The sequence below is a fragment of the Hydrogenophaga sp. UC242_53 genome (genome assembly GCF_042696965.1).
GTDB lineage: Bacteria > Pseudomonadota > Gammaproteobacteria > Burkholderiales > Burkholderiaceae_C > Hydrogenophaga.
The window spans coordinates 3,521,410-3,543,182 of record NZ_CP170552.1 but is presented as its reverse complement, the minus strand read 5'-3'; the positions used below and the strand labels follow the sequence as shown (position 1 = coordinate 3,543,182).

Below are 21,773 nucleotides of genomic sequence, written 5' to 3'. Positions count from 1 at the left end.
TGCTGCTGGCCATCGTGCTCGCGGCGGGCCTGCAGGTGGCGGTGGTGTACCGCCAGGCGCGCGCCGAGGCCGACGGCATCTTCGACTACCACATGGAGCAGATGGCGCAGGCCCTGCGCGCCGGTGTGATGCCCCCGGGTCTGCCCGCGCCGCCGGGCGACGACCCACCGCTGCCGGCCGAGGCGTTCGACTTCTTCGTGCAGGTCTGGACGCAGGAAGGTCTGCGCGTGTTCCAGTCCGGCACGGGCGCGGCGCTGCCGCAGCGCGCGGTGCTGGGCTTCTCCAACATCGAGGTCGACGGCAAGCCCTACCGTGTCTACTCCATGCAGTCGCGCACGCAGGTGATCCAGGTGGCGCAGGACCTGCGGCCGCGCCAGACCATGGCGCGCGCGCTGGCCTGGCGCACCGTGCTGCCCATCGCCTGGATGGCACCGCTGCTGATGCTGGTGGCCTGGGCGGTGGTGAGCGCCTCGCTCGCGCCCGTGGCCCGGGTGCGGCGCCAGGTGGCCGCGCGCGAGGCCGATGAGCTGGCCGAGGTGAGCGAAGCCGGCCTGCCCGACGAGATCCGCCCGCTGGTGCACGAGCTCAACCTGCTGTTCGGCCGCGTGCGCCAGGCCTTCGACGCGCAGAAGAACTTCGTGGCCGAGGCCGCGCACGAGCTGCGTTCACCACTGGCCGCGCTGCGCCTGCAGGTGCAGGGCCTGCAGCGCGCGCCCGACGACGCCACGCGCCAACTGGCGACGGAGCGCCTGCTGGCCGGCATCGACCGCGCCACGCGGCTGGTGGAGCAGCTGCTGGTGCTCGCGCGCCAGCAGGCCCAGCCCTCCAGCGGTGAGCCGGCGCAGCCCGTGTCGCTGGCCGAACTCGCGGCCCAGGTGGTGGCCGACGCGGCGCCGCTGGCGGCCACGCGCCGCATCGACCTCGGCCTGGGCGAGGCCGACAAAGGGCCGGTGAACGGCCACGCCGAGCCCCTGCGCATCCTGCTCGGCAACCTGGTGGACAACGCGCTGAAGTACACGCCCGAAGGCGGCACGGTGGACGTGGCGGTGCGGCGCGACCAAGACCAGCTGGTGCTGCTGGTGGAAGACAGCGGCCCCGGCATCCCCGAGGCCGACCGTGCGCGCGTGCTCGACCGCTTCTACCGCGTGCCGGGCTCGACCGCCACCGGCAGCGGGTTGGGTCTGGCGATCGCGAACGCCATCGCGCAACTGCACGGCACCGCGCTGGCGCTGGACCGCTCGCCCCGCCTCGGCGGCCTGCGCATCGCGGTGCGGCTGCCTTTAAGAACCGTCTAACTCTGAGGGCCCATATTCAAGGACATGTTCAACCTGTCCTTGCTGAAGGAGCTCTCATGAAAACCTTGTCTCTCACCGCGACGCGCCTGGTGCTGTCCCTGGCGGCCGCGGGCATCGTCGGCGGCGCCAGCGTGGGGCTGGTCTCCGGTACCCATGCCACGGCGGCCACACCGGTCGTCACCCAGTCCGCGCCCCTGGTGACGGCCGCCGCCGTGCCCGACTTCTCGCAGATCGCGCAGCGCCACGGCGCGGCCGTGGTCAACATCAGCGTGATCGGCAAGGCCGGCGCGGAAGACGGCCAGCAGGCGCAGAACCGCCTGCCGCCCGGTATCGACCCCAACGACCCCTTCTTCGAATTCTTCAAGCGCTTCCAGGGCCCCGGCCAGGGTGGTGCGCCCGAAGCGCCCTCGCGCGGCCAGGGCTCGGGCTTCATCATCAGCGCCGATGGCCTGGTGCTGACCAACGCCCACGTGGTGCGCAACGCGCAGCGCGTCACCGTCAAGCTCACCGACCGCCGCGAGTTCGTGGCCAAGGTGCTGGGCTCGGACCCCAAGACCGACGTGGCGGTGCTGCGCATCGACGCCAAGGACCTGCCCGTGGTGCCCCTGGGCAGCACCAAGGACCTGAAGGTGGGCGAGTGGGTGCTGGCCATCGGCGCGCCGTTCGGCTTCGAGAACAGCGTGACCGCCGGCGTGGTCAGCGCCAAGGGCCGCTCGCTGCCCGACGACAGCTTCGTGCCCTTCATCCAGACCGACGTGGCGGTGAACCCGGGCAACTCGGGCGGCCCGCTGTTCAATGCGCGCGGCGAGGTGGTGGGCATCAACTCGCAGATCTACAGCCACACCGGCGGTTACCAAGGCCTGTCGTTCGCGATCCCCATGGAGACCGCGCTCAAGGTCAAAGACCAGATCGTGGCCCACGGCAAGGCCAGCCACGCGCGCCTGGGCGTCTCGGTGCAGGAGGTGAACCAGACCCTGGCCGAGTCCTTCCAGCTCGACAAGCCCGAAGGCGCGCTGGTCTCCAGCGTGGAGCCGGGCAGCCCGGCCGCCAAGGCCGGCCTGCAGGTGGGCGACGTGATCCGCCAGATGGAAGGCCAGCCCATCGTGAGTTCGGGCGACCTGCCGGCCCTGATTGGCCAGGCCCTGCCCGGCGAAAAGGTGAAGCTGGACGTGTGGCGCCAGGGCAAGCCGGTGAGCTTGACGGCGCAACTGGGCGACGCCGCGGCCAAGGCCGTGAAGACGGCCGGCGATGAAAAGGCGGCCGACCAGGGCCGCCTGGGCTTGGCGCTGCGCCCGCTGGCGCCGCAGGAGAAGCGCGAAGTCGGGGTGGACGGTGGCCTCGTGGTCGAAGACGCCCAGGGTCCGGCGGCGCTGGCCGGCGTGCAGCCCGGCGACGTGCTGCTCGCGGTCAACGGCGCCAAGGTGCAGAGCGTGGAGCAGGTGCGCGCCATGCTGGGCAAGTCCACCAAGTCGCTGGCGCTGCTGATCCAGCGCGACGGCAGCCAGATCTTCGTGCCGGTTCCACTGGGCTGAGCGCTTCAACTTTGATGGCAACGGCACCTTCGGGTGCCGTTTTTCATGGGGAGGTGGCACCCGCAGGACAGGGGTCAAAAGGGGAAAACGTCTATGATCCCTGGCTCTTTCGCCGTGGCCGCCGGGCCGCCGGCCTGCCGTTCCCACATCCCATGTCCGCACCTACCGACCCCCCACGCGACGCGCGCGCCGACGACGCCGATGCCGCCACGCCCGCCAACCCGGACGATGAAAACACCCGGGTGCCGCTGCGCATCGAAGACTGGCTGACCGTCATCTCGATGGCGCTGCTGGCCCTGATCACCTTCGGCAACGTGATCGCGCGCTACTTCACCGACCAGTCCTTCGCCTGGACCGAAGAGTTCTCGATCTTCCTCATGATCGTGCTCACGCTGGTGGCGAGTTCGGCCGCGGTGGCGCGGCACCGCCACATCCGCATCGAGTTCTTCGCCGACGCCGGCTCCCCGCGCCGGCGCCACCTGCTGGCGCTGTGGGGCGCGATGGCCATGGTGCTGCTGTTCCTGCTGATGGCGGGCCTGAGCGTGCGCATGGTCTGGGACCACTACATCTACGAGGAAGTCTCGCCGGGCCTGGGCCTGCCGCAGTGGTGGTACTCGATGTGGCTGCCCATCCTCTCGCTGGCGATCGCGCTGCGCGCGCTGGGCCGCTTCAACCGCCTGCGCCGCGCCGGAGAACAGCCATGATCGCCGCGCTGCTCTTCCTGCTCTTCCTCGGCGCCATGTTCGCCGGCGTGCCCATCGCTGCGGCCCTGGGCCTGGCCGGCGCCGCCGCCATCGCCATGGCCGACTTCAACACCCAGTGGTTCGGCCTGCTGGCCGTGCCGCAGAACTTCTACGCCGGCCTGGGCAAGTACCCGCTGCTGGCCATTCCCATGTTCGTGCTGGTCGGCTCCATCTTCGACCGCTCGGGCGTGGCGCTGCGGCTGGTGAACTTCGCGGTCGCGATCGTCGGGCGCGGCCCGGGCATGCTGCCGCTGGTGGCGATCGTGGTGGCGATGTTCCTCGGCGGCATCTCGGGCTCGGGTCCGGCCAACGCGGCGGCGGTGGGTGGCGTGATGATCGCGGCCATGGCGCGCGCGGGGTACCCGGGTTCGTTCTCGGCCAGCGTGGTCGGCGCGGCCGCCGCCACCGACATCCTGATCCCGCCCTCGGTGGCCTTCATCATCTACTCGGTGCTGGTGCCTGGCGCCTCGGTGCCCGCGCTGTTCGCCGCCGGCATGGTGCCCGGCGTGCTGGCCGGCATCGCGCTGATCGTGCCGGCCGTGTGGCTGGCGCGCAAACACAAGATGGGCGCGCTCGAAGCCGCCATGCCACGCCCGCCGTTCTGGAAGAGCCTGCGCGAAGCCCTGTGGGGCCTGGCCGCGCCGGTGCTGATCCTGGGCGGCATGCGCGCGGGCTGGTTCACGCCGACCGAAGCGGCCGTGGTCGCGGTGTTCTACGGCCTGTTCGTGGGCATGGTGATCCACCGCACGATCCAGGTGCGCGACCTGTTCCCCATCCTGCGCGAAGCGGGTGAGCTCTCCGGCATCATCCTGCTGGTGGTCTCGCTGGCGGGCATCTTCGCGTTCTCGCTGTCCACGCTGGGCGTGATCGACCCGGGTGCGCAACGCCATCGTGAACTCGGGCCTGGGCGAGTACGGTGTGCTCTCGCTGCTGATCCTGCTGCTCATCACCGTGGGCATGTTCCTCGACGGCATCTCGATCTTCCTGATCTTCGTGCCGCTGCTCATGCCCATCATGGAGCACTACCAATGGGATCCGGTGTGGTTCGGCGTGATCCTCACGCTCAAGGTCGCGCTGGGCCAGTTCACGCCGCCGCTGGCCGTGAACCTCATGGTCTCGTGCCGCATCGCCGGGGTGCGCATGGAGTCCACCATCCGCTGGGTCGGGCCCATGCTGCTGGCCATGTTCCTCGTCATGGTGCTGGTGATCGCCTTCCCGCAGCTCGCGCTGTGGCTGCCTGCCCGACTGGGCTATTGATTTTCCATTTCAACCAAGGAGACAAACTCATGAAACTGCGCACCTTCCTGACCACCACGCTGGCCGCCGCCGCGCTGGCCGTGACCACGCAGGGCTTTGCCCAGAGCACCAGCGCCTACAAGGCCGAGTACCGCATGTCGCTGGTGCTGGGCACGGCCTTCCCCTGGGGCAAGAGCGGTGAGATCTGGTCCAACCTCGTGCGCGAGCGCACCCAGGGCCGCATCAACATCAAGCTGTACCCCGGCGTGTCGCTGCTGCAAGGCGACCAGACGCGCGAGTTCAGTGGCCTGCGCCAGGGCGTGATCGACCTCGCCGTAGGCTCGACCATCAACTGGTCGCCCCAGGTGCGCCAGCTCAACCTGTTCTCCATGCCCTTCCTGATGCCCGACTTCGCGGCCATCGACGCGCTCACCACCGGCGAAGTGGGCACGCAGCTGTTCAAGGACATCGAAAAGGCCGGCGCCGTGCCGCTGGCCTGGGGCGAGAACGGCTACCGCGAGATCTCCAACTCGAAGCACGCCATCAAGACCCCGGCCGACCTCAAGGGCCTGAAGATCCGCGTGGTGGGTTCGCCGCTGTTCCTGGACACCTTCACCGCGCTGGGCGCCAACCCCACGCAGATGAGCTGGGCCGACGCCCAGCCCGCCATGGCCAGCCGCGCCGTGGATGGCCAGGAGAACCCGCTGTCGGTGTTCCTCGCCGCCAAGCTGCCCACCGTGGAGCAGAAGCACCTCACGCTCTGGGGCTACGTGGCCGATCCGCTGATCTTCGTGGTGAACAAGGACATCTGGGCCAGCTGGACCGAGGCCGACCGCGCCATCGTCAAGCAGGCCGCCATCGACGCCGGCAAGGAAGGCAAGGCGCTGGCCCGCAAGGGCCTGGTCGAGCCGGGCAAGCCGCTGATCAAGCAGCTCAGCGACATGGGCGTGACCGTGACCGAGCTGACGCCGGAGCAGCGCGCTGAGTTCGTCAAGGTGACGCGCCCGGTCTACGACAAGTGGAAGAACCAGATCGGTGCCGACCTCGTGACCAAGGCCGAGAAGGCTGTCGCCGCGCGCAAGTAAGGGCGCCGCGCGTCCAACGAAAAAACCCCGCTTCGGCGGGGCTTTTTCGTTGTGAACGTGATGGGGGTCAGTCCACGGTCGCGCCCGAGATCTTCACCATGCGCTGGTACTTCGCGCGCTCGTTCTTCATGAACTCGTCGAACTGCTCGGGCGTGCTGGGTGCGGGCTCGGCCAGCAGCTGGGCGAAGCGCGTCTTCACCTCGGCCGAGTTCAGCGCGGCGTTGAAGGCGGTGTTGAGCTTGCGCACCGTCTCGGCCGGCGTGCCGGCCGGGGCGATCAGGCCCCACCAGGTGTCGATCTCGAAGCCGGGCAGGGTGGCGGCCACGGTGGGCACATCGGGCATCACGCTGCTGCGCTGAGCCGTGGTCACGGCCAGGGCCTTGAGCTTGCCCGAGCGGATGTTGGCCGCGGCGGTGGCGAGGTTGTCGATGTTGAAGTCGACCTGGCCCGACAGCAGGCCCAGCTGCGCCGGGTTGCCGCCGTTGTAGGGGATGTGCACGGCGTAGATGCCGGCCTGGTTCTTCAGCAGCTCGCCCGCGAGGTGGCCGGCGCTGCCGTTGCCGCCCGAGCCGTAGTTGAGCTTGCCGGGGTTGGCCTTGCCGTAGGCGATCAGGTCGGCGACCGAGTGGATGTTCAGGCGCGTGGCGGTCTCGGCGTTCATCACCAGCACGTTGGGCACGCGCAGCATCTGCGTGATGGCGGCGAAGTCCTTGGCCGGGTCGTAGGGCAGCTGCTTGAACAGCCAGGGGTTGATGCCGTGCGAGGCCGTGGTGGCGATGCCCAGCGTGAGGCCGTCGGCCGGCGCCTTGGCCACCGCGCTCACGCCGATGTTGCCGCCCGCGCCGGGCCGGTTCTCCACGATCACCGTGCCCAGCGTTCCCTTGACCGCTTCGGCCACGATGCGCGCCGTCACGTCGATCGGGCCGCCCGCCGCGAAGGGCACCACGATGCGCGTGGTGTTGGCGGCCTGCGCCGAGGCGAACCCCGGCAGGGCGAGGCTGGCCGAAGCCAGGGCGGAGCGGGTGATCAGTTGGCGGCGGTTCAGCATGGTTGTCTCCTATGAGTGAACGGGTGCACAGTCAGAAGCGCCGCGGAACCGGCTCTGCCGGGCCGCTGGCGCTGCCCCCTAGAGGGGGGATGCGGCTACACGCAGTGAGCAAGCGACGGGGGTGGGTCACAGTTTGTCGGCGGCGCTGGTGAACGAGTCGGCGAAGAAGGCCTCGTCGGGCAGGCCGGCCTGGGCGACGTAGTCGCGGTGGGCCGACTCGACCACGATGGGCGCGCCGCAGGCGTACACCTCGTGGCCCGAGAGGTCGGGGAAGTCCTGCAGCACGGCCTGGTGCACGAAGCCGGTGCGGCCGGTCCAGGCATCCTCGGGCAGGGCGTCGGACACCACGGGCACGTAGCGCAGGTTGGGCATCTCGGCCAGGCGCGCCTCGATCCAGGCGCTCTGGTACAGGTCGGCCGGGCGGCGGCCGCCCCAGTACAGCGTGGCGGGGCGGGTGATGCCCTTGAACTGCATGTGCTCGATCACCGCCTTGATAGGCGCGAAGCCCGTGCCCGAGGCGAGGAACACGAGAGGCTTGTCGCTGTCCTCGCGCAGGAAGAAGCTGCCGTAGGGCCCTTCGATGCGCAGGATGTCCTTTTCCTTCATGGCGCCGAACACGTGGTCGGTGAACTTGCCGCCGGGCATGTGGCGCAGGTGCAGTTCCAGCGCGGGCGCCGTGGCCTGCGTGTGCGGTGCGTTGGCCATGGAGTAGCTGCGGCGGTCGCCGTCGCGCAGCAGGAACTCGACGTACTGGCCCGCGTGGTACTGGAAGGCGTCGCTCGCCGGCAGCTGCAGGCGCAGCACGATCACGTCGTGCGAGGCGCGCTCCAGGGTGCTCACGCGCACCGGCATCTTCTTGATCGGGAAGGCGCCCGCCTCGGTGACCTGGCGCGATTCGAGCACCACGTCGCTGTGGGCCACGCCGCAGCAGGTGAGCACGTAGCCGGCGGCTTCCTCGTCGGCGCTCAGCGCCTTGGGCTGGTGGTGGCGATGCGTCACGCTGCCCGAGACCAGCTTGCACTTGCAGGAACCGCAGGCGCCGTCCTTGCAGCCGTAGGGCAGGCCGATGCCCTGGCGGATGCCGGCGGCGAGCATGGACTCGTCGGGCTCGGCGGTGAAGGTGCGCCCACTGGGCTCGACGGTGATGGTGAATGTCATACTGGCACGTGTTGGAACGGGAAAGGCCGACGGGGGCGACCCCCCGTGTGGCAACCCGCCATTGTCTCAAATCCGGATTTCGCATGAGCCTTCTCGGCGCTTTGCCCGCACGCTTCCGGCGTGAACGGGTTCTCATCGTGGGTTGTGGCGACGTGGGCCAGCGCGCAGCGCGCGTGCTGGGCGGCGGTGCCCGCGCGCGCCTGCTGGCCCTCACCTCCAGCGCCGCGCGCGGCCCCGAGCTGCGGGCCCTGGGCATCACCCCGCTGCAGGGCAACCTGGACGACCCGCGCAGCCTGCGCCGCCTGGCCGGCCTGGCCAGCGCGCCGTGCTGCACCTGGCGCCGCCACCCTCGGAAGAGCTGGCCGACTGGCGGCTGGACCCGCGCACCCGCGCGCTCACCCGGGTCCTGGCGCAGCGTTCGCTGCCCGCCTCGGTGGTCTACGGGTCGACCACCGGCGTCTACGGCGACGGCCAGGGCCGCTGGATGGACGAAGCCTCGCCCGCGAACCCCAAGACGCCGCGCGCCTGGCGCCGGGTGGACGCCGAGGCCGCCGTGCACTGGCTGGGCCGCGCCACCGGCGTGCGCACCACGGTGCTGCGCATTCCCGGCATCTACGCGCCTGACCGGGCCGGTGGCACGCCGCGCGAGCGCCTGCTGCGCGGCACGCCGGTGCTGCGCGCCGAGGACGACGTGTACACCAACCACATCCACGCCGACGACCTGGCGCGCGCCTGCGTGCTCGCGCTCTGGCGCGGTCGGCCGCAGCGCAACCTGAACGTGGTGGACGACACCGAACTCAAGATGGGCGACTACTTCGACCTCGCGGCCGATCTGTACGGCCTGCCCCGGCCGCCGCGCCTGGCGCGCGAGGGCGCGGGCGACCAGCTGCCACTGGTGCTGCTGAGTTTCATGAGCGAGTCGCGCCGGCTGCGCAACCAGCGCCTCAAGGGCGAGCTGGGCCTGCGCCTGCGCTACCCCACGGTGGCGCAGGGCCTGGCCTGAGCGGCGGGCAACAAAAAAGCCGTGCGGCTTGCCTGCACGGCTTGGGATTGTGTCGTGGTGCCCGGGGTCGGAATCGAACCGACACTCCTTTCGGAACCGGATTTTGAGTCCGGCGCGTCTACCAATTTCACCACCCGGGCTGCCAGAAGGGAGACTCGAAATTATGGCACAGTGGTGGGATGAACTACCCGACGATTGAAGACGCCATCGGCAACACGCCGCTGGTGGCGCTGCAGCGCATTGGCGCGGCGGCCAACCAGGCGCGAGGCAACGTGATCCTGGGCAAGCTGGAGGGCAACAACCCCGCCGGTTCCGTGAAAGACCGGCCCGCCGTTTCGATGATCAAGCGCGCCGAGGAACGGGGCGACATCAAGCCCGGCGACACCCTGATCGAAGCCACGTCGGGCAACACCGGCATCGCCCTGGCCATGGCCGCGGCCATCAAGGGTTACCGCATGGTGCTGATCATGCCGGAGGACCTGTCCATCGAGCGCGCCCAGACCATGAAGGCCTTCGGCGCCGAGCTGATCCTCACCTCCAAGAGCGGCGGCATGGAATCCGCGCGCGACCTGGCCGAGAAGATGCAGGCCGATGGCAAGGGCCGCGTGCTCGACCAGTTCGCCAACGCCGACAACCCGCGCATCCACTACGAAACCACCGGCCCCGAGATCTGGGCCCAGACCGGCGGGCGCATCACCCATTTCGTGAGCGCGATGGGCACCACCGGCACCATCACCGGCGTGTCGCGTTTTCTGAAGGAAAAGAACCCGGCCGTGCGCATCATCGGCGCCCAGCCCAGCGAGGGCTCGCGCATCCCGGGCATCCGCAAGTGGCCCACCGAGTACCTGCCCAAGATCTACGACCCGAGCACGGTGGACGAGCTGGTGTACGTGGGCCAGGGCGACGCCGAGGCCATGTGCCGCCAGCTGGCGCGCGAAGAGGGCATCTTCGGCGGCATCTCGGCGGCGGGCGCCTGCTGGGTGGCGCAGCAGATCGCCAGCCAGGTCGAGAACGCCACCATCGTCTTCGTGGTCTGCGACCGGGGCGACCGCTACCTCTCCACCGGCGTTTTTCCGGCCTGAGCGCCAGCGGCCGACCATGAGCACCGAATTCCGGTTCTGCCCCGTGTGCGCCACGCCGCTGGCGCTGATCGGCATGGAGGAAGACGGCGGCTTCACCCAGCGGCTGCGCTGTCCGGCCTGCGGCTTCACCCACTGGAACAACCCGACGCCGGTGCTCGCGGCCATCGTGGAGATGGACGGGCTCATCCTGCTGGCGCGCAACGCGGCCTGGCCGGGCAAGATGTTCGGCCTCATCACCGGCTTCATGGAGGCCGGTGAGACGCCCGAAGAGGGCATCCGGCGTGAGATCGCCGAGGAAACCTCGCTGGAGGTGGATGCGCTGGAGCTGGTGGGCGTGCACGATTTCCAGCGCATGAACCAGGTCATCATCACCTACCACGCGCGCGCGCACGGCGAGGTGCGGCTCTCGCCCGAGCTGGTCGACTACAAGCTGATGCGGCCCGAACAGGTGCGCTGCTGGCGGGCCGGCACCGGGCTGGCCCTGGCGCAATGGCTGCGCCAACAGGGGCACGAGCCCGTCTTCATGGAAGATTTGTCACAGAAACCCGCCGCGGGTCCGGCCGACGGCGCCGGCTAGCGTGCTTTGGGCCCCGCACGGGGGCCGCCGCGCGCTGTGGGCCGCTTAGAATGTTGACAACCCAGGAATACCCCCCACCCCATGACTGCCGACAAAGAACTCGATGCCCGCGGCTTGAACTGCCCCTTGCCCATCCTCAAAGCGAAGAAGGCATTGGCCGACATGCTCAGCGGCCAGACGCTCAAGGTGATCTCCACCGACGCGGGTTCGGTGCGCGATTTCCAGGCCTTTGCCAAACAGACGGGCAACCTGCTGATGCAGCAGGAGACGGTGGGCGGCGACCACATCACCCTGCTCAAGCGCCGCTGAGCACAGGCAGGCGCGATCAGGTTTCTTCATCCTCCACACCGCCCTGCCCACACCATGGAAGTTCTGCTGCTTGATCCGCTCGTGCCCGAGGCGCTGGCCTGGTTGCAGGAACGCCATGAGGTGAGTTTCCGGCCCGAGCTGGCCGACGATCCCGCCGAGCTGCGCAAGAGCACCTACAAGACCCGCGCCATCGTGCTGCCGCCGCACGTGGTGGTCTCCAGCGAATTCCTGGATTTCGCGCCCAAGCTCGAGATCGTGGCGCGCATGCAGATCTCCAGCGACAACACCGATCTCAACGCCTGCGCGCGGCGCAACGTGCGCGTGCTGCAGGCGCGCAGCGCCACGGTGCGCTCGAACGCCGAGTACCTGCTGTACGGCCTGCTGATGCTGTACCGCCGGGGCATGGTCAGCGCGTTGCTGGGGCGCAAGATCGCCCAGGTGCGCATGGGCCGCGAACTCTCGGGCAGCACCGTCGGACTGCTGGGCCTGGCACCGGTGGCGCACACGCTGGCGCCCATGCTGCGCAGCCTGGGCGTGCGCCTGCTGGGCTACGACCCGGCCGTGCACCACGCCGCCGACATCTGGGACAAGCTCAAGGTCGAACCCGTGTCGCTGCAGGAACTGCTGGCCCATTCGGACGCGATCTCGCTGCAGATGGTCTACGCCTCGCGTTTCCGGGGCTGGATCAACGAGCGCATGCTCAACCACTGCAAGCCCGGCCAGCTCTGGGTGGGCGTGAGCCGCAGCTCGCTGTTCGATGCCGAGGCCCTGGCCCTGGCGCTGTGCGACGGCCGCATCGACGCCTGTCTGCTCGATGGCGCCAACCCGCAGTTCGCGGCCGAAGGCACGCCGCTGCACGGCATTCCCAATCTGCACCTCACGCCGCGCCTGGGTTCGCACACCCGTGAGGCCAAGCTGCGCGCCAGCTGGTACGTGGCGCACCGTATGCACGAGACCCTGTCGCCGGAGTCCGCGCAGCACAACGAGAACCGGGTGAGCGACTTCTCGGCGCTCGACAACGTCGACTACCAGGACACGACGAGCGATCCGCAGGCGGTGTCACCGTCGCAGTGGAGTTCGATCGCGATGCATCGGGGTTGACCCCCCGCCGCGCTTCGCGCGTCCCCCTGGCAGGGGGGCGGCACCAGCGGCCCGGCAAAGCCGGTTCCGCGGTGCCTCTTGACCCGATACCTCAGGCGCCCAAACGGGCCAGTTGCTCGCGCACCTTGTCCAGCGTGGCGCTGAAGTCGCCCACGCGTTTCTTCTCCTGCTCGATCACGGCCGGTGGTGCCTTGGCCACGAAGGCTTCGTTCGAGAGTTTGCCGTTGGCCTTGGTGATCTCGCCTTCCAGGCGGGCCGCTTCCTTGCCCAGGCGGGCCTTCTCGGCGGCGACGTCGATCTCCATGAACAGGCACATGCGCGCCTCGCCCACCACGGCCACGGGCGCGGCCTGCGCGGCGGCGGCCCAGGCGGCCTCGTCTTCGAACACGCGCACCTCGTTGAGCTTGCGCAGGGCCTGCAGCACCGGGCCGGCGGCCTGCATGAAGGCGGTATCGCCCAGCACGTAGAGCGGCAGGCGCGTGGCGGGTGACACGTTCATCTCGCCGCGCAGCGTGCGGCAGGCGTCGACCAGGGCCTTGAGCTTGACCACGTGCGCGATGGCGGCCTCGTCGATCTTGGCCGGCTGGCTCTCGGGGTAGCGCGCGATGCTCACCGACGCGCCGGGCAGGCCGGCCACGGGCGCGACCTTCTGCCAAAGTTCTTCGGTGATGAAGGGGATGATCGGGTGCGCCAGGCGCAGGATGGCTTCGAGCGTGCGGATCAGCGTGCGCCGCGTGGCGCGCTGCTGCGAGGCATCGCCAGTCTGGATCTGCACCTTGGCGATCTCCAGGTACCAGTCGCAGAACTCGTTCCAGACGAAGTCGTAGATCGCGTTGGCGACGTTGTCGAGCCGGTACTCGGCAAAGCCCTTGGCCACCTCGGCCTCCACCTTCTGCAGCACCGAGCTGATCCAGCGGTCGGCCTGGCTGAAGCTCAGGTAGCCGTGGAAGGGCTGGCCCACGGCGCATTCGGCCTTGGTGTGTTCCTGCAGGCCGCAGTCGTGGCCTTCGCAGTTCATCAGCGTGAAGCGCGTGGCGTTCCAGAGCTTGTTGCAGAAGTTGCGGTAGCCCTCGCAGCGCTTGCTGTCGAAGTTGATGCTGCGGCCCAGCGAGGCCAGCGCCGCGAAGGTGAAGCGCAGCGCGTCCGCGCCGTAGGCGGGAATGCCGTCGGGGAATTCCTTCTCGGTCTGCTTGCGCACCTTGGGCGCGGTCTCGGGCTTGCGCAGGCCGGTGGTGCGTTTCTCGAGCAGGGGCGCGAGCGCGACGCCGTCGATCAGGTCCACCGGGTCGAGCACGTTGCCTTCGCTCTTGCTCATCTTCTGGCCCTGCGCGTCGCGCACCAGGCCGTGGATGTAGACGTGCTTGAACGGCACGCGGCCGGTGAAGTGCGTGGTCATCATGATCATCCGGGCGACCCAGAAGAAGATGATGTCGTAGCCCGTCACCAGCACGGTGCTGGGCAGGTAGAGGTTGTAGTCCTCGGTCGCGCCGTCCTTCTGGTTCGGCCAGCCCATGGTGCTGAAGGGCACCAGGGCCGAGGAGTACCAGGTGTCGAGCACGTCCGGGTCGCGCGTGAGCGTGCGGCCCGGGGCCTTGGCCTGGGCCTCGGCTTCGTTGCGCGCCACGATCACGTTGCCGGCCTCGTCGTACCAGGCCGGAATCTGATGGCCCCACCAGAGCTGGCGGCTGATGCACCAGTCCTGGATGTTGTTCATCCACTGGTTGTAGGTGTTGACCCAGTTCTCCGGCACGAAGCTGACCTCGCCCGAGGCGACGGCGTCGATCGCCTTCTGCGCGATGCTCTTGCCGGTGGGATCGGATTCGCTCACCTTGGACATGGCGACGAACCACTGGTCCGTCAGCATGGGCTCGATCACCTGGCCGGTGCGCGCGCAGCGCGGCACCATGAGCTTGTGCTTCTTGGTTTCCACCAGCAGGCCGGCGGCTTCCAGGTCGGCCACCACGGCCTTGCGGGCCACGAAGCGGTCCATGCCACGGTACTTGGCCGGGGCGTTCTCGTTGATGGCCGCATCCAGCGTGAGCACACCGATCAGGGGCAGGCCATGGCGCTGGCCGACGGCGTAGTCGTTGTTGTCGTGCGCGGGCGTGACCTTGACCACGCCGGTGCCGAACTCGCGGTCCACGTAGGCGTCGGCGATCACCGGGATCTCGCGGTCGCACAGCGGCAGCTTCACCGTCTTGCCGATCAGGGCGGTGTAGCGCTCGTCTTCCGGGTGCACCATCACGGCCACGTCGCCCAGCATGGTCTCGGGGCGGGTGGTGGCCACGGTGAGCGAACCGCTGCCGTCGCTCAGCGGGTAGGCGATGTGCCAGAGGAAACCGTCTTCCTCCTCGCTCTCCACCTCCAGGTCGGAGACGGCGGTCTTGAGCACCGGGTCCCAGTTCACCAGGCGCTTGCCGCGGTAGATCAGGCCCTGTTCGTACAGGCGCACGAAGGTCTCGGTAACGACCGTGCTGAGCTTGTCGTCCATGGTGAAGTACTCGCGGCCCCAGTCCACGCTGTCGCCCATGCGGCGCATCTGGGTGGTGATGGTGTTGCCGCTGTGCTCCTTCCACTCCCAGACCTTGGCGACGAAGTTCTTGCGCGCTTCGGCCGGGGTCGGGCCCATGTCGTGGCGGCTGATGCCCTGGGCCTGCAGCTGGCGCTCCACCACGATCTGGGTGGCGATGCCGGCGTGGTCGGTGCCGGGCACCCAGACCGTGTTCGCGCCCGCCATGCGGTGGTAGCGCGTGAGGCTGTCCATGATGGTCTGGTTGAACGCGTGGCCCATGTGCAGGGTGCCGGTCACGTTCGGCGGCGGCAGCTGGATCGCGAACGAAGGCGCGCCGGCCTCCGGTACTCCCGTGCCCCGGAAGCCGGCGGCGCCGTAGCCGCGCTGTTCCCACTCGGGGCCCCAGCGGGCTTCGAGCGGAGCGGGTTCGAACGATTTGGCCAGGGATTGCAGGCCAGGCTGGTTCAGGGTGTCGGTCATGGGCGCGCCAAAAATGAAAACGGCATCCCGCAGGATGCCGTCTGGGAGAGCAGGGGGACCCTGATTTTAGCTAGGCGTTCTCTTCGCTGCTTCGATGCAGGCTTTCAGCACCTTCGCATCGCCGATCTGGTTGGCCAGCAGCAGGATCAGGCGGGCGTTGAGCAGTTCGGCGTCTTCGCGGCTGAGGCCGGCGTGGGCGTCCAGCAGCTGTTCGTAGAACGCGTCCGCGTCCTGGAAATGCAGGTCTTGTCTCATGGGGTTTTGTCTCCGCGCAGGCCAAGGGAACGCTCGATGGCCGTGACCAGCCGGGCGTTGATGGTTTCGCCGGTGGCGGCGAGGTAGCCGTCGGGGCGCACCAGCGCCCAGGCGTGGCCGAACACATGGCAGGCCCCCTGCAGGTGGCCCTTGGGGTCGCGCACGTGTTCCAGGGCCTGGGCGGGCACGCCGTCGGTGCCGAGCACCTGCACGCTGCGCACCGGCGCGTCCAGGCAGAGTCGGCGCAGGCGCTGCAGCGCGGCGGGCGCGAGGTCGCCGAACACCAGCACCAGCAGATCGCCCTGGGCCCAGTTCAGCAGGTCGTTGACCTGGCCGGGGGTGCCGTCGGCCCATTGGAAAGGCACGTTCTGCACCGACTGGCCGGCCGCGCTGCCGGTTGCGTAGGTGCACGCGCTGGACTGGCTGTAGGGGTTGGCCACGGCCATGCGCCCGGTGTTGATGAGGCTGCGCGCGAACGGGTACTGCTTGGCCAGGCTGATGGCGGCCTGGCGGAACAGGCGCTCGCTGCCGTCGGCCGGGCGCAGGAAGCGCGCGGTGCGGTTGGTCACGCACACGTTCTGCTGCGCGGCTTCCAGGCGCTCGTCCTGGTAGCTCTGCAGCAGGGCCGCGTCGGCCTTGCCGCGCAGCACGGCGGCGAGTTTCCAGGCCAGGTTGTCGGCGTCGGCCACGCCGGTGTTGCCGCCGCGCGCGCCGAAGGGGCTGACCACCTTGGCCGAGTCGCCCATGAGGAAGACGCGCCCATGGCGCATGGCGTGCACGCACTCGCTGCGGTAGGCGTAGGGGCCGACCCAGACGATCTCCACGCCCACGTCGGGCCCGAACTGGCGCGCCAGGCGCTCGCGCACCACGTCTTCGCGGCTCACGTAGGCGGGGTCGGCGTTGGGGGCCATCTGGTAGTCGATGCGCCAGACGTCGTCGGCCATGAGGTGTTGCCAGACGGCGCGGTTCTCGTTGAACGGTGCTTCGATCCAGGTGTGGCGTTCGGCCGGCGGGTGGGTGGTGAAGCGCACGTCGGCGATGCACCAGCGGTCGTCGCCCCGGCGCGAGTCGAAGGGGACGTTGAGCCATTTGCGCAGCGGGCTGTTGGAGCCGGTGGCGTCGATGACGTGGTCGGCTTCGATGCGGTAGCTGCCGGCGGGCGTTTCCACGGTGAGGGTGGCGGCGTCGGCGGTTTGCTCGAAGGCGGTGAGGCGGTTCTGCCAGCGCAGTTCGACGGCGCCAAGTTCCTGCACGCGGTCGACGAGGAAGGCTTCGATGTAGAACTGCTGGATGTTGATGAAGGGCGGCTGGCTGGAGAGGTGGAAGTTGCCTTGTTGGCGCAGGTCGAAGTTGTAGACCTCGTCGTCGCCGGCGAAGGTGCGGCCGACGCTCCACTGGGTGCCTTTGGCGGCGATGCGTTCGAAGATGCCCAGGCGCTGGAAGATTTCGAGCGATTTCTGGGTGTAGCAGATGCCGCGCGAGGAGGCGCCTTTGACGCCGACGGTGTTGTCTTCGTCGATGAGCACGGCTTTCACGCCCAGGCGGGCGAGGGAGCAGGCGAGGGTGAGGCCGGTGATGCCGCCGCCCACGATGACGATGGGGTGGCGGACCCGGGCTTCGCTGTTCAGTTCGGGTGGGGGCACGAATTCGTATTCGGGCAGCACGTAGCCCGCACCGCTGGTGAATTCGTAGTTGTTGGTGTGGGCTGTCTCGCGGTATGTCGTCAGTGACATGTATCGCTCCTTGTTTGGGTTGTCTTCATGTCTTCTTGTCTCTTTCGATGACCTCGCGGGCCCGGCGACGCCCGGCACTCTGCTCCGCGGGTGTCCCCCGGCGGCTGGTGCCGCCTCCTCCTTTACCCCGCTGCGCAGAGCACCGGGCATCACCGCGCCAGAGTGACCGTTGAGTGCCCGCAGTTGTTGGTGCGCACGGAGGTCGGCGAAGGGTGGGTGAGGGGCGCAGCGAAGTAAAGGAGGAGAACCGGCGAAGCCGGTTCGGGGGACATGAGCGGAGCCCCTCGCCCACCCTTCGCCGACCGGACCCGGCCAACGCCAAAGCCAAAACCCTCAGGCCTTGACGCGCGCAACCACCTCCGGCCGGTCGTTCTGCTGCGGCTTCAGCGGCGCGGCGGATTTGCCCTCGGCGCGTTCCTTGCGCCACTGCTCCTTGCGCGCCGTCCACTCGGCCAGGCGCGCATGCGCGGTCTTGCTCTCCTTGAGCATCTCGAACTCGTCGGCCAGCTGCGCCGTGAGTTCCAGGCGGATGCCGTTCGGGTCGAAGAAGTAGATGCTCTTGAAGATGTGGTGGTCCGTCACCCCCAGCACCTCGATGCCGCCGGCTTCCAGGCGCGCCTTGGTGTTCTCCAGCTCCTCCACCGTGTCCACGCGGAAACTGATGTGGTTCACCCACTTCGGCGTGTTCGGGCTGGGCAGCGCGGCCTCGTCGTCGCCCAGGTCGAAGAAGGCGATGAAGGAACCGTCCTGCAGCCGGAAGAAGAAGTGCGTGTACGGGCAGTACTCGCCCGTGCTCGGCACATGGTCGCTCTGGATGATGTGGTACAGCGGCAGGCCCAGAATGTCCTCGTAGAACCGGCGCGTTTCCTCGGCGTCCTTCGCACGGTACGCATAGTGGTGCAGCTGCTGGATCGGCGCGGGCGGGGGCAGGGTGGCGGTGGTCGGCATGTCGGTCTCCTGGATGGGCGAAAGCGGGGCCTGTGATTCACCATTATGCAACGCATTTCTCTTATCGTAATTCAATAGGCCTGCGGCGCACTCCAGTTTGATGCTTTCGACCGAGGGTGTCGATCCTGTTGAGCGCCGATATCAACGCCCGTTCACGGATAGGCGAGGGCAATTCCCCGCATAGCCCAGAACTATTGGACGCTGGCTGACCGGCGGGCGTATGTTGCGGAGGTCCTGTCAGGTTCGGCGCCTGTTGTCCGGGCCTCATGGGCGTTTCTTCCACCCACGCAAGCAAGGAGATACCACATGCCCGCATTGAAAGGCTCGAAAACCGAGCAGTGCCTGAAAGACGCCTTCGCCGGCGAATCCCAGGCCAATCGCCGCTACCTGTACTTCGCGAACAAGGCCGACGTGGAAGGCCAGAACGACGTGGCGGCCCTGTTCCGCTCGACCGCCGAAGGTGAAACCGGCCACGCGCACGGCCACCTGGAGTTCCTGGAGCAATCGGGCGACCCGGCCACCGGCCTGCCGATCGGCTCCACCCGCAACAACCTCGCCTCCGCCGTGGCCGGCGAAACCCACGAGTACACCGACATGTACCCGGGCATCGCCAAGACCGCGCGCGAGGAAGGCTTCGACGAAGTGGCCGACTGGTTCGAGACCCTGGCCAAGGCCGAGCGCTCGCACGCCAACCGCTATCAAAAGGCCCTGAACGAACTCGTGGACTGAGCAAGCCCCCATTCCCTCGCTGTGCCACCGGCACAGCGTTTTTGAAAGGGCTTGGCCGAGCCCTTTCAAAAACCCACGAAACGACTCGCACCAGACGAGGAGACATCCCCATGCGCACAGAAGGCAATCTGCAGGCACCGACGCGGCACGCGCTCGACTGGAAGAACCCCGACTTCCACGACGAGGACAAGTGCCTGCACGAGATGGAGCGCATCTTCGACATCTGCCACGGCTGCCGGCGCTGCGTGAGCCTGTGCGGCTCCTTCCCCACGCTGTTCGACCTGGTCGACGAGAGCAGCACCATGGAGGTGGATGGCGTTGGCCAAGGCGGACTACTGGAAGGTGGTCGACCAGTGCTACATGTGCGACCTCTGCTACATGACCAAGTGCCCCTACACACCGCCGCACGAATGGAACCTGGATTTTCCGCACACCATGCTGCGCGCCAAGGCGATCCAGTTCAAGAAGGGCGAGGTGGGCCTGGCCGAGCGTTTCCTCGCCTCCACCGACGTGCACGGCCAGTTCGCCGGCATTCCGATCGTGGTGCAGGTCGCGCAACGCGGTGAACCGCACCAGGACCGCGCGCGGCCTGATGGAGCGCGTGGCCGGCGTCGACCAGGACGCCTGGCTGCCCGAACTCGCGACGAAGAAGTTCCGCTCGGGCGCGCCCGAAGCCAACGCCTCGAAGGTGGTCGATGGGGAGAAGACACCGGGCAAGGTCGCGATCTTCGCCACCTGCTACATCAACTACAACGAGCCCGGCATCGGCTTGGACCTGCTCAAGATCCTCGACCACAACGGCATTCCCTACACCCTGGTCGAGAAGGAAAAATGCTGCGGCATGCCCAAGCTGGAGCTGGGCGACCTGGACTCGGTGCAGCGAAGCAAGGAGGCCAACATCCCGGTGCTCGCGAAGTACGCGAAGGACGGCTACGCGATCCTCGCGGCCGTGCCCAGCTGCGCGCTGATGTTCAAGCAGGAAATCCCGCTGATGTTCCCCGACGATGCCGACACCCAGCTCGTGAAGGAGAGCGTGTGGGACCCGTTCGAGTACCTGATGGCGCGCAAGCGCGACGGCCTGCTCAAGACCGAGTTCCCGCAAGCGCTGGGCAACGTGAGCTACCAGATCCCCTGCCACGGCCGGGTGCAGAACATCGGCCGCAAGACCGAGGAGATGCTGAAGATGGTGCCCGGGACCACGGTGAACACCATCGAGCGCTGCTCCGGCCACGCCGGTACCTTCGGCGTGAAGAAGGCGCACCACCAGCAGGCCATGAAGATCGGCAAACCGGTGTTCAAGGCCATGGCCACCATGAAGGACGGCGCGAAGCCCGACGTCATCAGCTCGGACTGCCCGCTCGGTGGTCACCACATCGCGCAGGGCTTCGAGGTCAACGGCCTGGGTGCGCCGGAACTGCTGCACCCGCTGAGCCTGGTGGCCCGGGCCTATGGCCTGAAGTAAGAAAGCAAGGAGCACCCACCATGCAACTCACCGGCCGCATCACCGCCGACTCCCTCATGAGCCTGGAGGCCTACACCAAGTGGCGCAAGGTGCACAAGCCCGAGATCATGGCGCACCGCCGGCTGCGCAGCGTGCAGCTGGGCGAACACCTGCACCTGCAGTTCGAGTGCGAGACCACCATGCGCTACCAGATCCAGGAGATGCTGCGCATCGAGAAGATCTTCGAGGAGGAGGGCATCCAGCAGGAGATCGATGCCTACGCGCCGCTGGTGCCCGATGGCACGAACTGGAAGGCCACGATGATGATCGAGTACATCGACATCAACGAGCGCAAGCGCGAACTCGCGCGGCTCATCGGGGTGGAAGACCGCATGTTCGTCGAGGTCGAGGGCCATGCCCGTGTGTACGCCATCGCCGACGAGGACCTGGACCGCGAGAACGACGAAAAGACCTCGGCCGTGCACTTCGTGCGCTTCGAGCTCACGGCCCCGATGCGCGCGGCGGTGCTGGCCGGCGCGGCCGTCAAGCTGGGTTGCGACCACACCCACTACCCGGCGCACCTGCAAGTGCCCCCGGAAACGCTGGCGTCTCTCGCCGGTGACCTGAAGTAACACGGCCCGTTGGGGATAATCAGGGCTTCCCCCGGGAAGCCTTGCCGCTTCCGTGTTCGCCTCCCTCTGCGGCCCTGCCCGCCTCCAGCCCGACATGCTCTTCCTGATCTCGCCCGCCAAGGCGCTCGACTACGAGACGCCCCCGCACGTGCCCACCCACACCCAGCCGCTGTTCGTGAAACACTCGACCGAACTCATCGAGGTGCTGCGCGAAAAAACGCCGTTGCAGATCGGCGAGCTCATGGACCTGTCGGACGCGCTCTCGGGCCTGAACGTCGCGCGCTACCAGGCCTGGCGCCCGAAATTCACCGCGAAGAACGCCAAGCAGGCCGTGCTCGCCTTCGACGGCGACGTGTACGGCGGGCTGGACGCGAAGACCCTGGGCGAGGCCGAACTCGACTGGCTGCAGCAGCACCTGTGCATCCTCAGCGGCCTGTACGGCGTGCTGCGCCCGCTCGACTGGATGCAGCCCTACCGGCTGGAGATGGGCACGCGCCTGAAGACGGCCCGGGGCAAGAACCTCTACGAGTTCTGGGGCCGCCAGATCGCCGAGTACCTCAACCAGCGCGCCAAGGCCGACCTGAGCCCGGTGGTGATCAACCTCGCCAGCGAGGAGTACTTCAAGGCCGTGGACCGCAAGGCCCTGCTGCCGCGTGTGGTCACCTGCGCCTTCGAGGAGCGCAAGGCCGATGGCTATAAGGTCATCAGCTTCATGGCCAAACGCGCGCGCGGCCTGATGGTGCGGTACGCTGTGACGCACCGGGCCACCACGCCCGAACAGCTCAAGGGCTTCGACCTTGAGGGTTACCGTTTCGTGCCCGCCGCGTCCTTGCCCGACCGGCTGGTGTTCCGCCGCGAACAGAAGGCCTGACCG

At 68.3% G+C, this 21,773-nt stretch carries 17 protein-coding genes, 1 tRNA gene and 3 pseudogenes; 14 read left to right on the top strand and 7 right to left on the bottom strand.

Features of this window, described 5'->3' with window-relative positions:
* The first annotated feature begins 11 nt into the window (after window positions 1-11).
* From ACFJI0_RS17815 to ACFJI0_RS17795, 5 genes and pseudogenes are all read left to right on the top strand, one after another.
* Complete coding sequence (locus tag ACFJI0_RS17815) at window positions 12-1,295, top strand: ATP-binding protein (protein ID WP_382325709.1); 1,284 nt, start codon at window positions 12-14, stop codon at window positions 1,293-1,295.
* Window positions 1,296-1,351: 56 nt separating this feature from the next.
* Entirely contained in the window at window positions 1,352-2,827 is a 1,476-nt protein-coding gene (locus ACFJI0_RS17810) for a DegQ family serine endoprotease (RefSeq protein ID WP_382321540.1), read from the top strand.
* A gap of 152 nt (window positions 2,828-2,979) precedes the next feature.
* On the top strand, window positions 2,980-3,531 hold the full coding sequence (locus tag ACFJI0_RS17805; protein ID WP_382321537.1) for a TRAP transporter small permease: 552 nt from the start codon (window positions 2,980-2,982) through the stop codon (window positions 3,529-3,531).
* Window positions 3,528-4,827: pseudogene (locus ACFJI0_RS17800) on the top strand (TRAP transporter large permease). The gene ACFJI0_RS17805 and the pseudogene ACFJI0_RS17800 overlap by 4 nt, the downstream one beginning before the upstream one ends.
* Before the next feature lie 29 nt (window positions 4,828-4,856).
* The gene (locus tag ACFJI0_RS17795) at window positions 4,857-5,891 is read left to right on the top strand and encodes a DctP family TRAP transporter solute-binding subunit (RefSeq protein WP_382321535.1); all 1,035 of its coding nucleotides are present in this window, start codon (window positions 4,857-4,859) and stop codon (window positions 5,889-5,891) included.
* 67 nt (window positions 5,892-5,958) lie between these two features.
* On the opposite strand, the gene ACFJI0_RS17790 is transcribed toward ACFJI0_RS17795, so the two are convergent.
* Together ACFJI0_RS17790 and ACFJI0_RS17785 are read right to left on the bottom strand one after the other, a co-directional pair.
* Window positions 5,959-6,939, bottom strand: a complete 981-nt coding sequence (locus tag ACFJI0_RS17790; protein ID WP_382321533.1) for a tripartite tricarboxylate transporter substrate binding protein — start codon at window positions 6,937-6,939, stop codon at window positions 5,959-5,961.
* Window positions 6,940-7,065: 126 nt separating this feature from the next.
* Window positions 7,066-8,097: a CDP-6-deoxy-delta-3,4-glucoseen reductase gene (locus ACFJI0_RS17785; RefSeq protein ID WP_382321531.1), complete on the bottom strand. Its 1,032-nt coding sequence runs from the start codon at window positions 8,095-8,097 to the stop codon at window positions 7,066-7,068.
* An 83-nt stretch (window positions 8,098-8,180) separates the two neighbouring features.
* Here ACFJI0_RS17785 and ACFJI0_RS17780 point away from each other — a divergent pair.
* Window positions 8,181-9,100, top strand: a pseudogene (locus ACFJI0_RS17780) (SDR family oxidoreductase).
* 55 nt (window positions 9,101-9,155) lie between these two features.
* Here the strand turns inward: ACFJI0_RS17780 and ACFJI0_RS17775 are convergent.
* Window positions 9,156-9,240: transfer RNA gene (locus ACFJI0_RS17775), tRNA-Leu, on the bottom strand.
* Window positions 9,241-9,279: 39 nt separating this feature from the next.
* On the opposite strand from ACFJI0_RS17775, the gene cysM reads away from it, so the two are divergent.
* From cysM to ACFJI0_RS17755, 4 genes are all read left to right on the top strand, one after another.
* Entirely contained in the window at window positions 9,280-10,182 is a 903-nt protein-coding gene (gene cysM, locus ACFJI0_RS17770; protein WP_382154980.1) for a cysteine synthase CysM, read from the top strand.
* Between the two features lie 16 nt (window positions 10,183-10,198).
* A complete protein-coding gene (locus ACFJI0_RS17765) occupies window positions 10,199-10,759 on the top strand; it encodes an NUDIX domain-containing protein (RefSeq protein WP_382321529.1) in 561 nt (186 codons plus the stop codon).
* An 81-nt stretch (window positions 10,760-10,840) separates the two neighbouring features.
* Entirely contained in the window at window positions 10,841-11,068 is a 228-nt protein-coding gene (locus tag ACFJI0_RS17760) for a sulfurtransferase TusA family protein (protein WP_382154986.1), read from the top strand.
* 54 nt (window positions 11,069-11,122) lie between these two features.
* The gene (locus ACFJI0_RS17755; protein WP_291121549.1) at window positions 11,123-12,169 is read left to right on the top strand and encodes a D-isomer specific 2-hydroxyacid dehydrogenase family protein; all 1,047 of its coding nucleotides are present in this window, start codon (window positions 11,123-11,125) and stop codon (window positions 12,167-12,169) included.
* A gap of 91 nt (window positions 12,170-12,260) precedes the next feature.
* On the opposite strand, the gene ACFJI0_RS17750 is transcribed toward ACFJI0_RS17755, so the two are convergent.
* The 4 genes from ACFJI0_RS17750 to ACFJI0_RS17735 form a co-directional block, all read right to left on the bottom strand.
* On the bottom strand, window positions 12,261-15,161 hold the full coding sequence (locus ACFJI0_RS17750; RefSeq protein ID WP_382321527.1) for a valine--tRNA ligase: 2,901 nt from the start codon (window positions 15,159-15,161) through the stop codon (window positions 12,261-12,263).
* A 66-nt stretch (window positions 15,162-15,227) separates the two neighbouring features.
* Entirely contained in the window at window positions 15,228-15,416 is a 189-nt protein-coding gene (locus ACFJI0_RS17745; RefSeq protein ID WP_382321525.1) for a DUF2783 domain-containing protein, read from the bottom strand.
* Window positions 15,413-17,149 carry an FAD-dependent oxidoreductase gene (locus ACFJI0_RS17740; RefSeq protein WP_382321523.1) on the bottom strand — a complete coding sequence of 579 codons (1,737 nt, stop codon included), beginning with the start codon at window positions 17,147-17,149 and terminating at the stop codon, window positions 15,413-15,415. The genes ACFJI0_RS17745 and ACFJI0_RS17740 overlap by 4 nt, the downstream gene beginning before the upstream one ends.
* A 333-nt stretch (window positions 17,150-17,482) precedes the next feature.
* Window positions 17,483-18,097, bottom strand: coding sequence for a VOC family protein (locus ACFJI0_RS17735; protein WP_382154998.1), 615 nt, complete (start codon window positions 18,095-18,097; stop codon window positions 17,483-17,485).
* A 306-nt stretch (window positions 18,098-18,403) separates the two neighbouring features.
* Here ACFJI0_RS17735 and ACFJI0_RS17730 point away from each other — a divergent pair, with 306 nt between their 5' ends.
* The 4 genes and pseudogenes from ACFJI0_RS17730 (at window position 18,404) to yaaA (ending at window position 21,770) form a co-directional block, all read left to right on the top strand.
* Window positions 18,404-18,826 (top strand): rubrerythrin family protein, encoded by a 423-nt coding sequence (locus ACFJI0_RS17730; protein WP_382321521.1) that lies wholly within the window; start codon window positions 18,404-18,406, stop codon window positions 18,824-18,826.
* 110 nt (window positions 18,827-18,936) lie between these two features.
* Window positions 18,937-20,288 (top strand): annotated as a pseudogene (locus ACFJI0_RS17725) ((Fe-S)-binding protein).
* A 20-nt stretch (window positions 20,289-20,308) separates the two neighbouring features.
* The gene (locus ACFJI0_RS17720; protein ID WP_382321519.1) at window positions 20,309-20,899 is read left to right on the top strand and encodes a DUF3501 family protein; all 591 of its coding nucleotides are present in this window, start codon (window positions 20,309-20,311) and stop codon (window positions 20,897-20,899) included.
* Between the two features lie 94 nt (window positions 20,900-20,993).
* On the top strand, window positions 20,994-21,770 hold the full coding sequence (gene yaaA, locus ACFJI0_RS17715; RefSeq protein ID WP_382325707.1) for a peroxide stress protein YaaA: 777 nt from the start codon (window positions 20,994-20,996) through the stop codon (window positions 21,768-21,770).
* Window positions 21,771-21,773: the final 3 nt, after the last annotated feature.

Excerpts from the sequence above, each read along its gene's own strand:
- ACFJI0_RS17810 (WP_382321540.1), top strand. The coding sequence starts at position 1,352 with ATGAAAACCTTGTCTCTCACCGCGACGCGCCTGGTGCTGTCCCTGGCG.
- ACFJI0_RS17730 (WP_382321521.1), top strand. The coding sequence starts at position 18,404 with ATGCCCGCATTGAAAGGCTCGAAAACCGAGCAGTGCCTGAAAGACGCC.
- ACFJI0_RS17745 (WP_382321525.1), bottom strand. The coding sequence starts at position 15,416 with ATGAGACAAGACCTGCATTTCCAGGACGCGGACGCGTTCTACGAACAG.
- ACFJI0_RS17795 (WP_382321535.1), top strand. The coding sequence starts at position 4,857 with ATGAAACTGCGCACCTTCCTGACCACCACGCTGGCCGCCGCCGCGCTG.
- ACFJI0_RS17735 (WP_382154998.1), bottom strand. The coding sequence starts at position 18,097 with ATGCCGACCACCGCCACCCTGCCCCCGCCCGCGCCGATCCAGCAGCTG.
- ACFJI0_RS17760 (WP_382154986.1), top strand. The coding sequence starts at position 10,841 with ATGACTGCCGACAAAGAACTCGATGCCCGCGGCTTGAACTGCCCCTTG.
- ACFJI0_RS17765 (WP_382321529.1), top strand. The coding sequence starts at position 10,199 with ATGAGCACCGAATTCCGGTTCTGCCCCGTGTGCGCCACGCCGCTGGCG.
- ACFJI0_RS17750 (WP_382321527.1), bottom strand. The coding sequence starts at position 15,161 with ATGACCGACACCCTGAACCAGCCTGGCCTGCAATCCCTGGCCAAATCG.
- ACFJI0_RS17805 (WP_382321537.1), top strand. The coding sequence starts at position 2,980 with ATGTCCGCACCTACCGACCCCCCACGCGACGCGCGCGCCGACGACGCC.
- ACFJI0_RS17785 (WP_382321531.1), bottom strand. The coding sequence starts at position 8,097 with ATGACATTCACCATCACCGTCGAGCCCAGTGGGCGCACCTTCACCGCC.
- ACFJI0_RS17740 (WP_382321523.1), bottom strand. The coding sequence starts at position 17,149 with ATGTCACTGACGACATACCGCGAGACAGCCCACACCAACAACTACGAA.
- ACFJI0_RS17755 (WP_291121549.1), top strand. The coding sequence starts at position 11,123 with ATGGAAGTTCTGCTGCTTGATCCGCTCGTGCCCGAGGCGCTGGCCTGG.
- ACFJI0_RS17790 (WP_382321533.1), bottom strand. The coding sequence starts at position 6,939 with ATGCTGAACCGCCGCCAACTGATCACCCGCTCCGCCCTGGCTTCGGCC.
- yaaA (WP_382325707.1), top strand. The coding sequence starts at position 20,994 with ATGCTCTTCCTGATCTCGCCCGCCAAGGCGCTCGACTACGAGACGCCC.
- ACFJI0_RS17720 (WP_382321519.1), top strand. The coding sequence starts at position 20,309 with ATGCAACTCACCGGCCGCATCACCGCCGACTCCCTCATGAGCCTGGAG.
- cysM (WP_382154980.1), top strand. The coding sequence starts at position 9,280 with ATGAACTACCCGACGATTGAAGACGCCATCGGCAACACGCCGCTGGTG.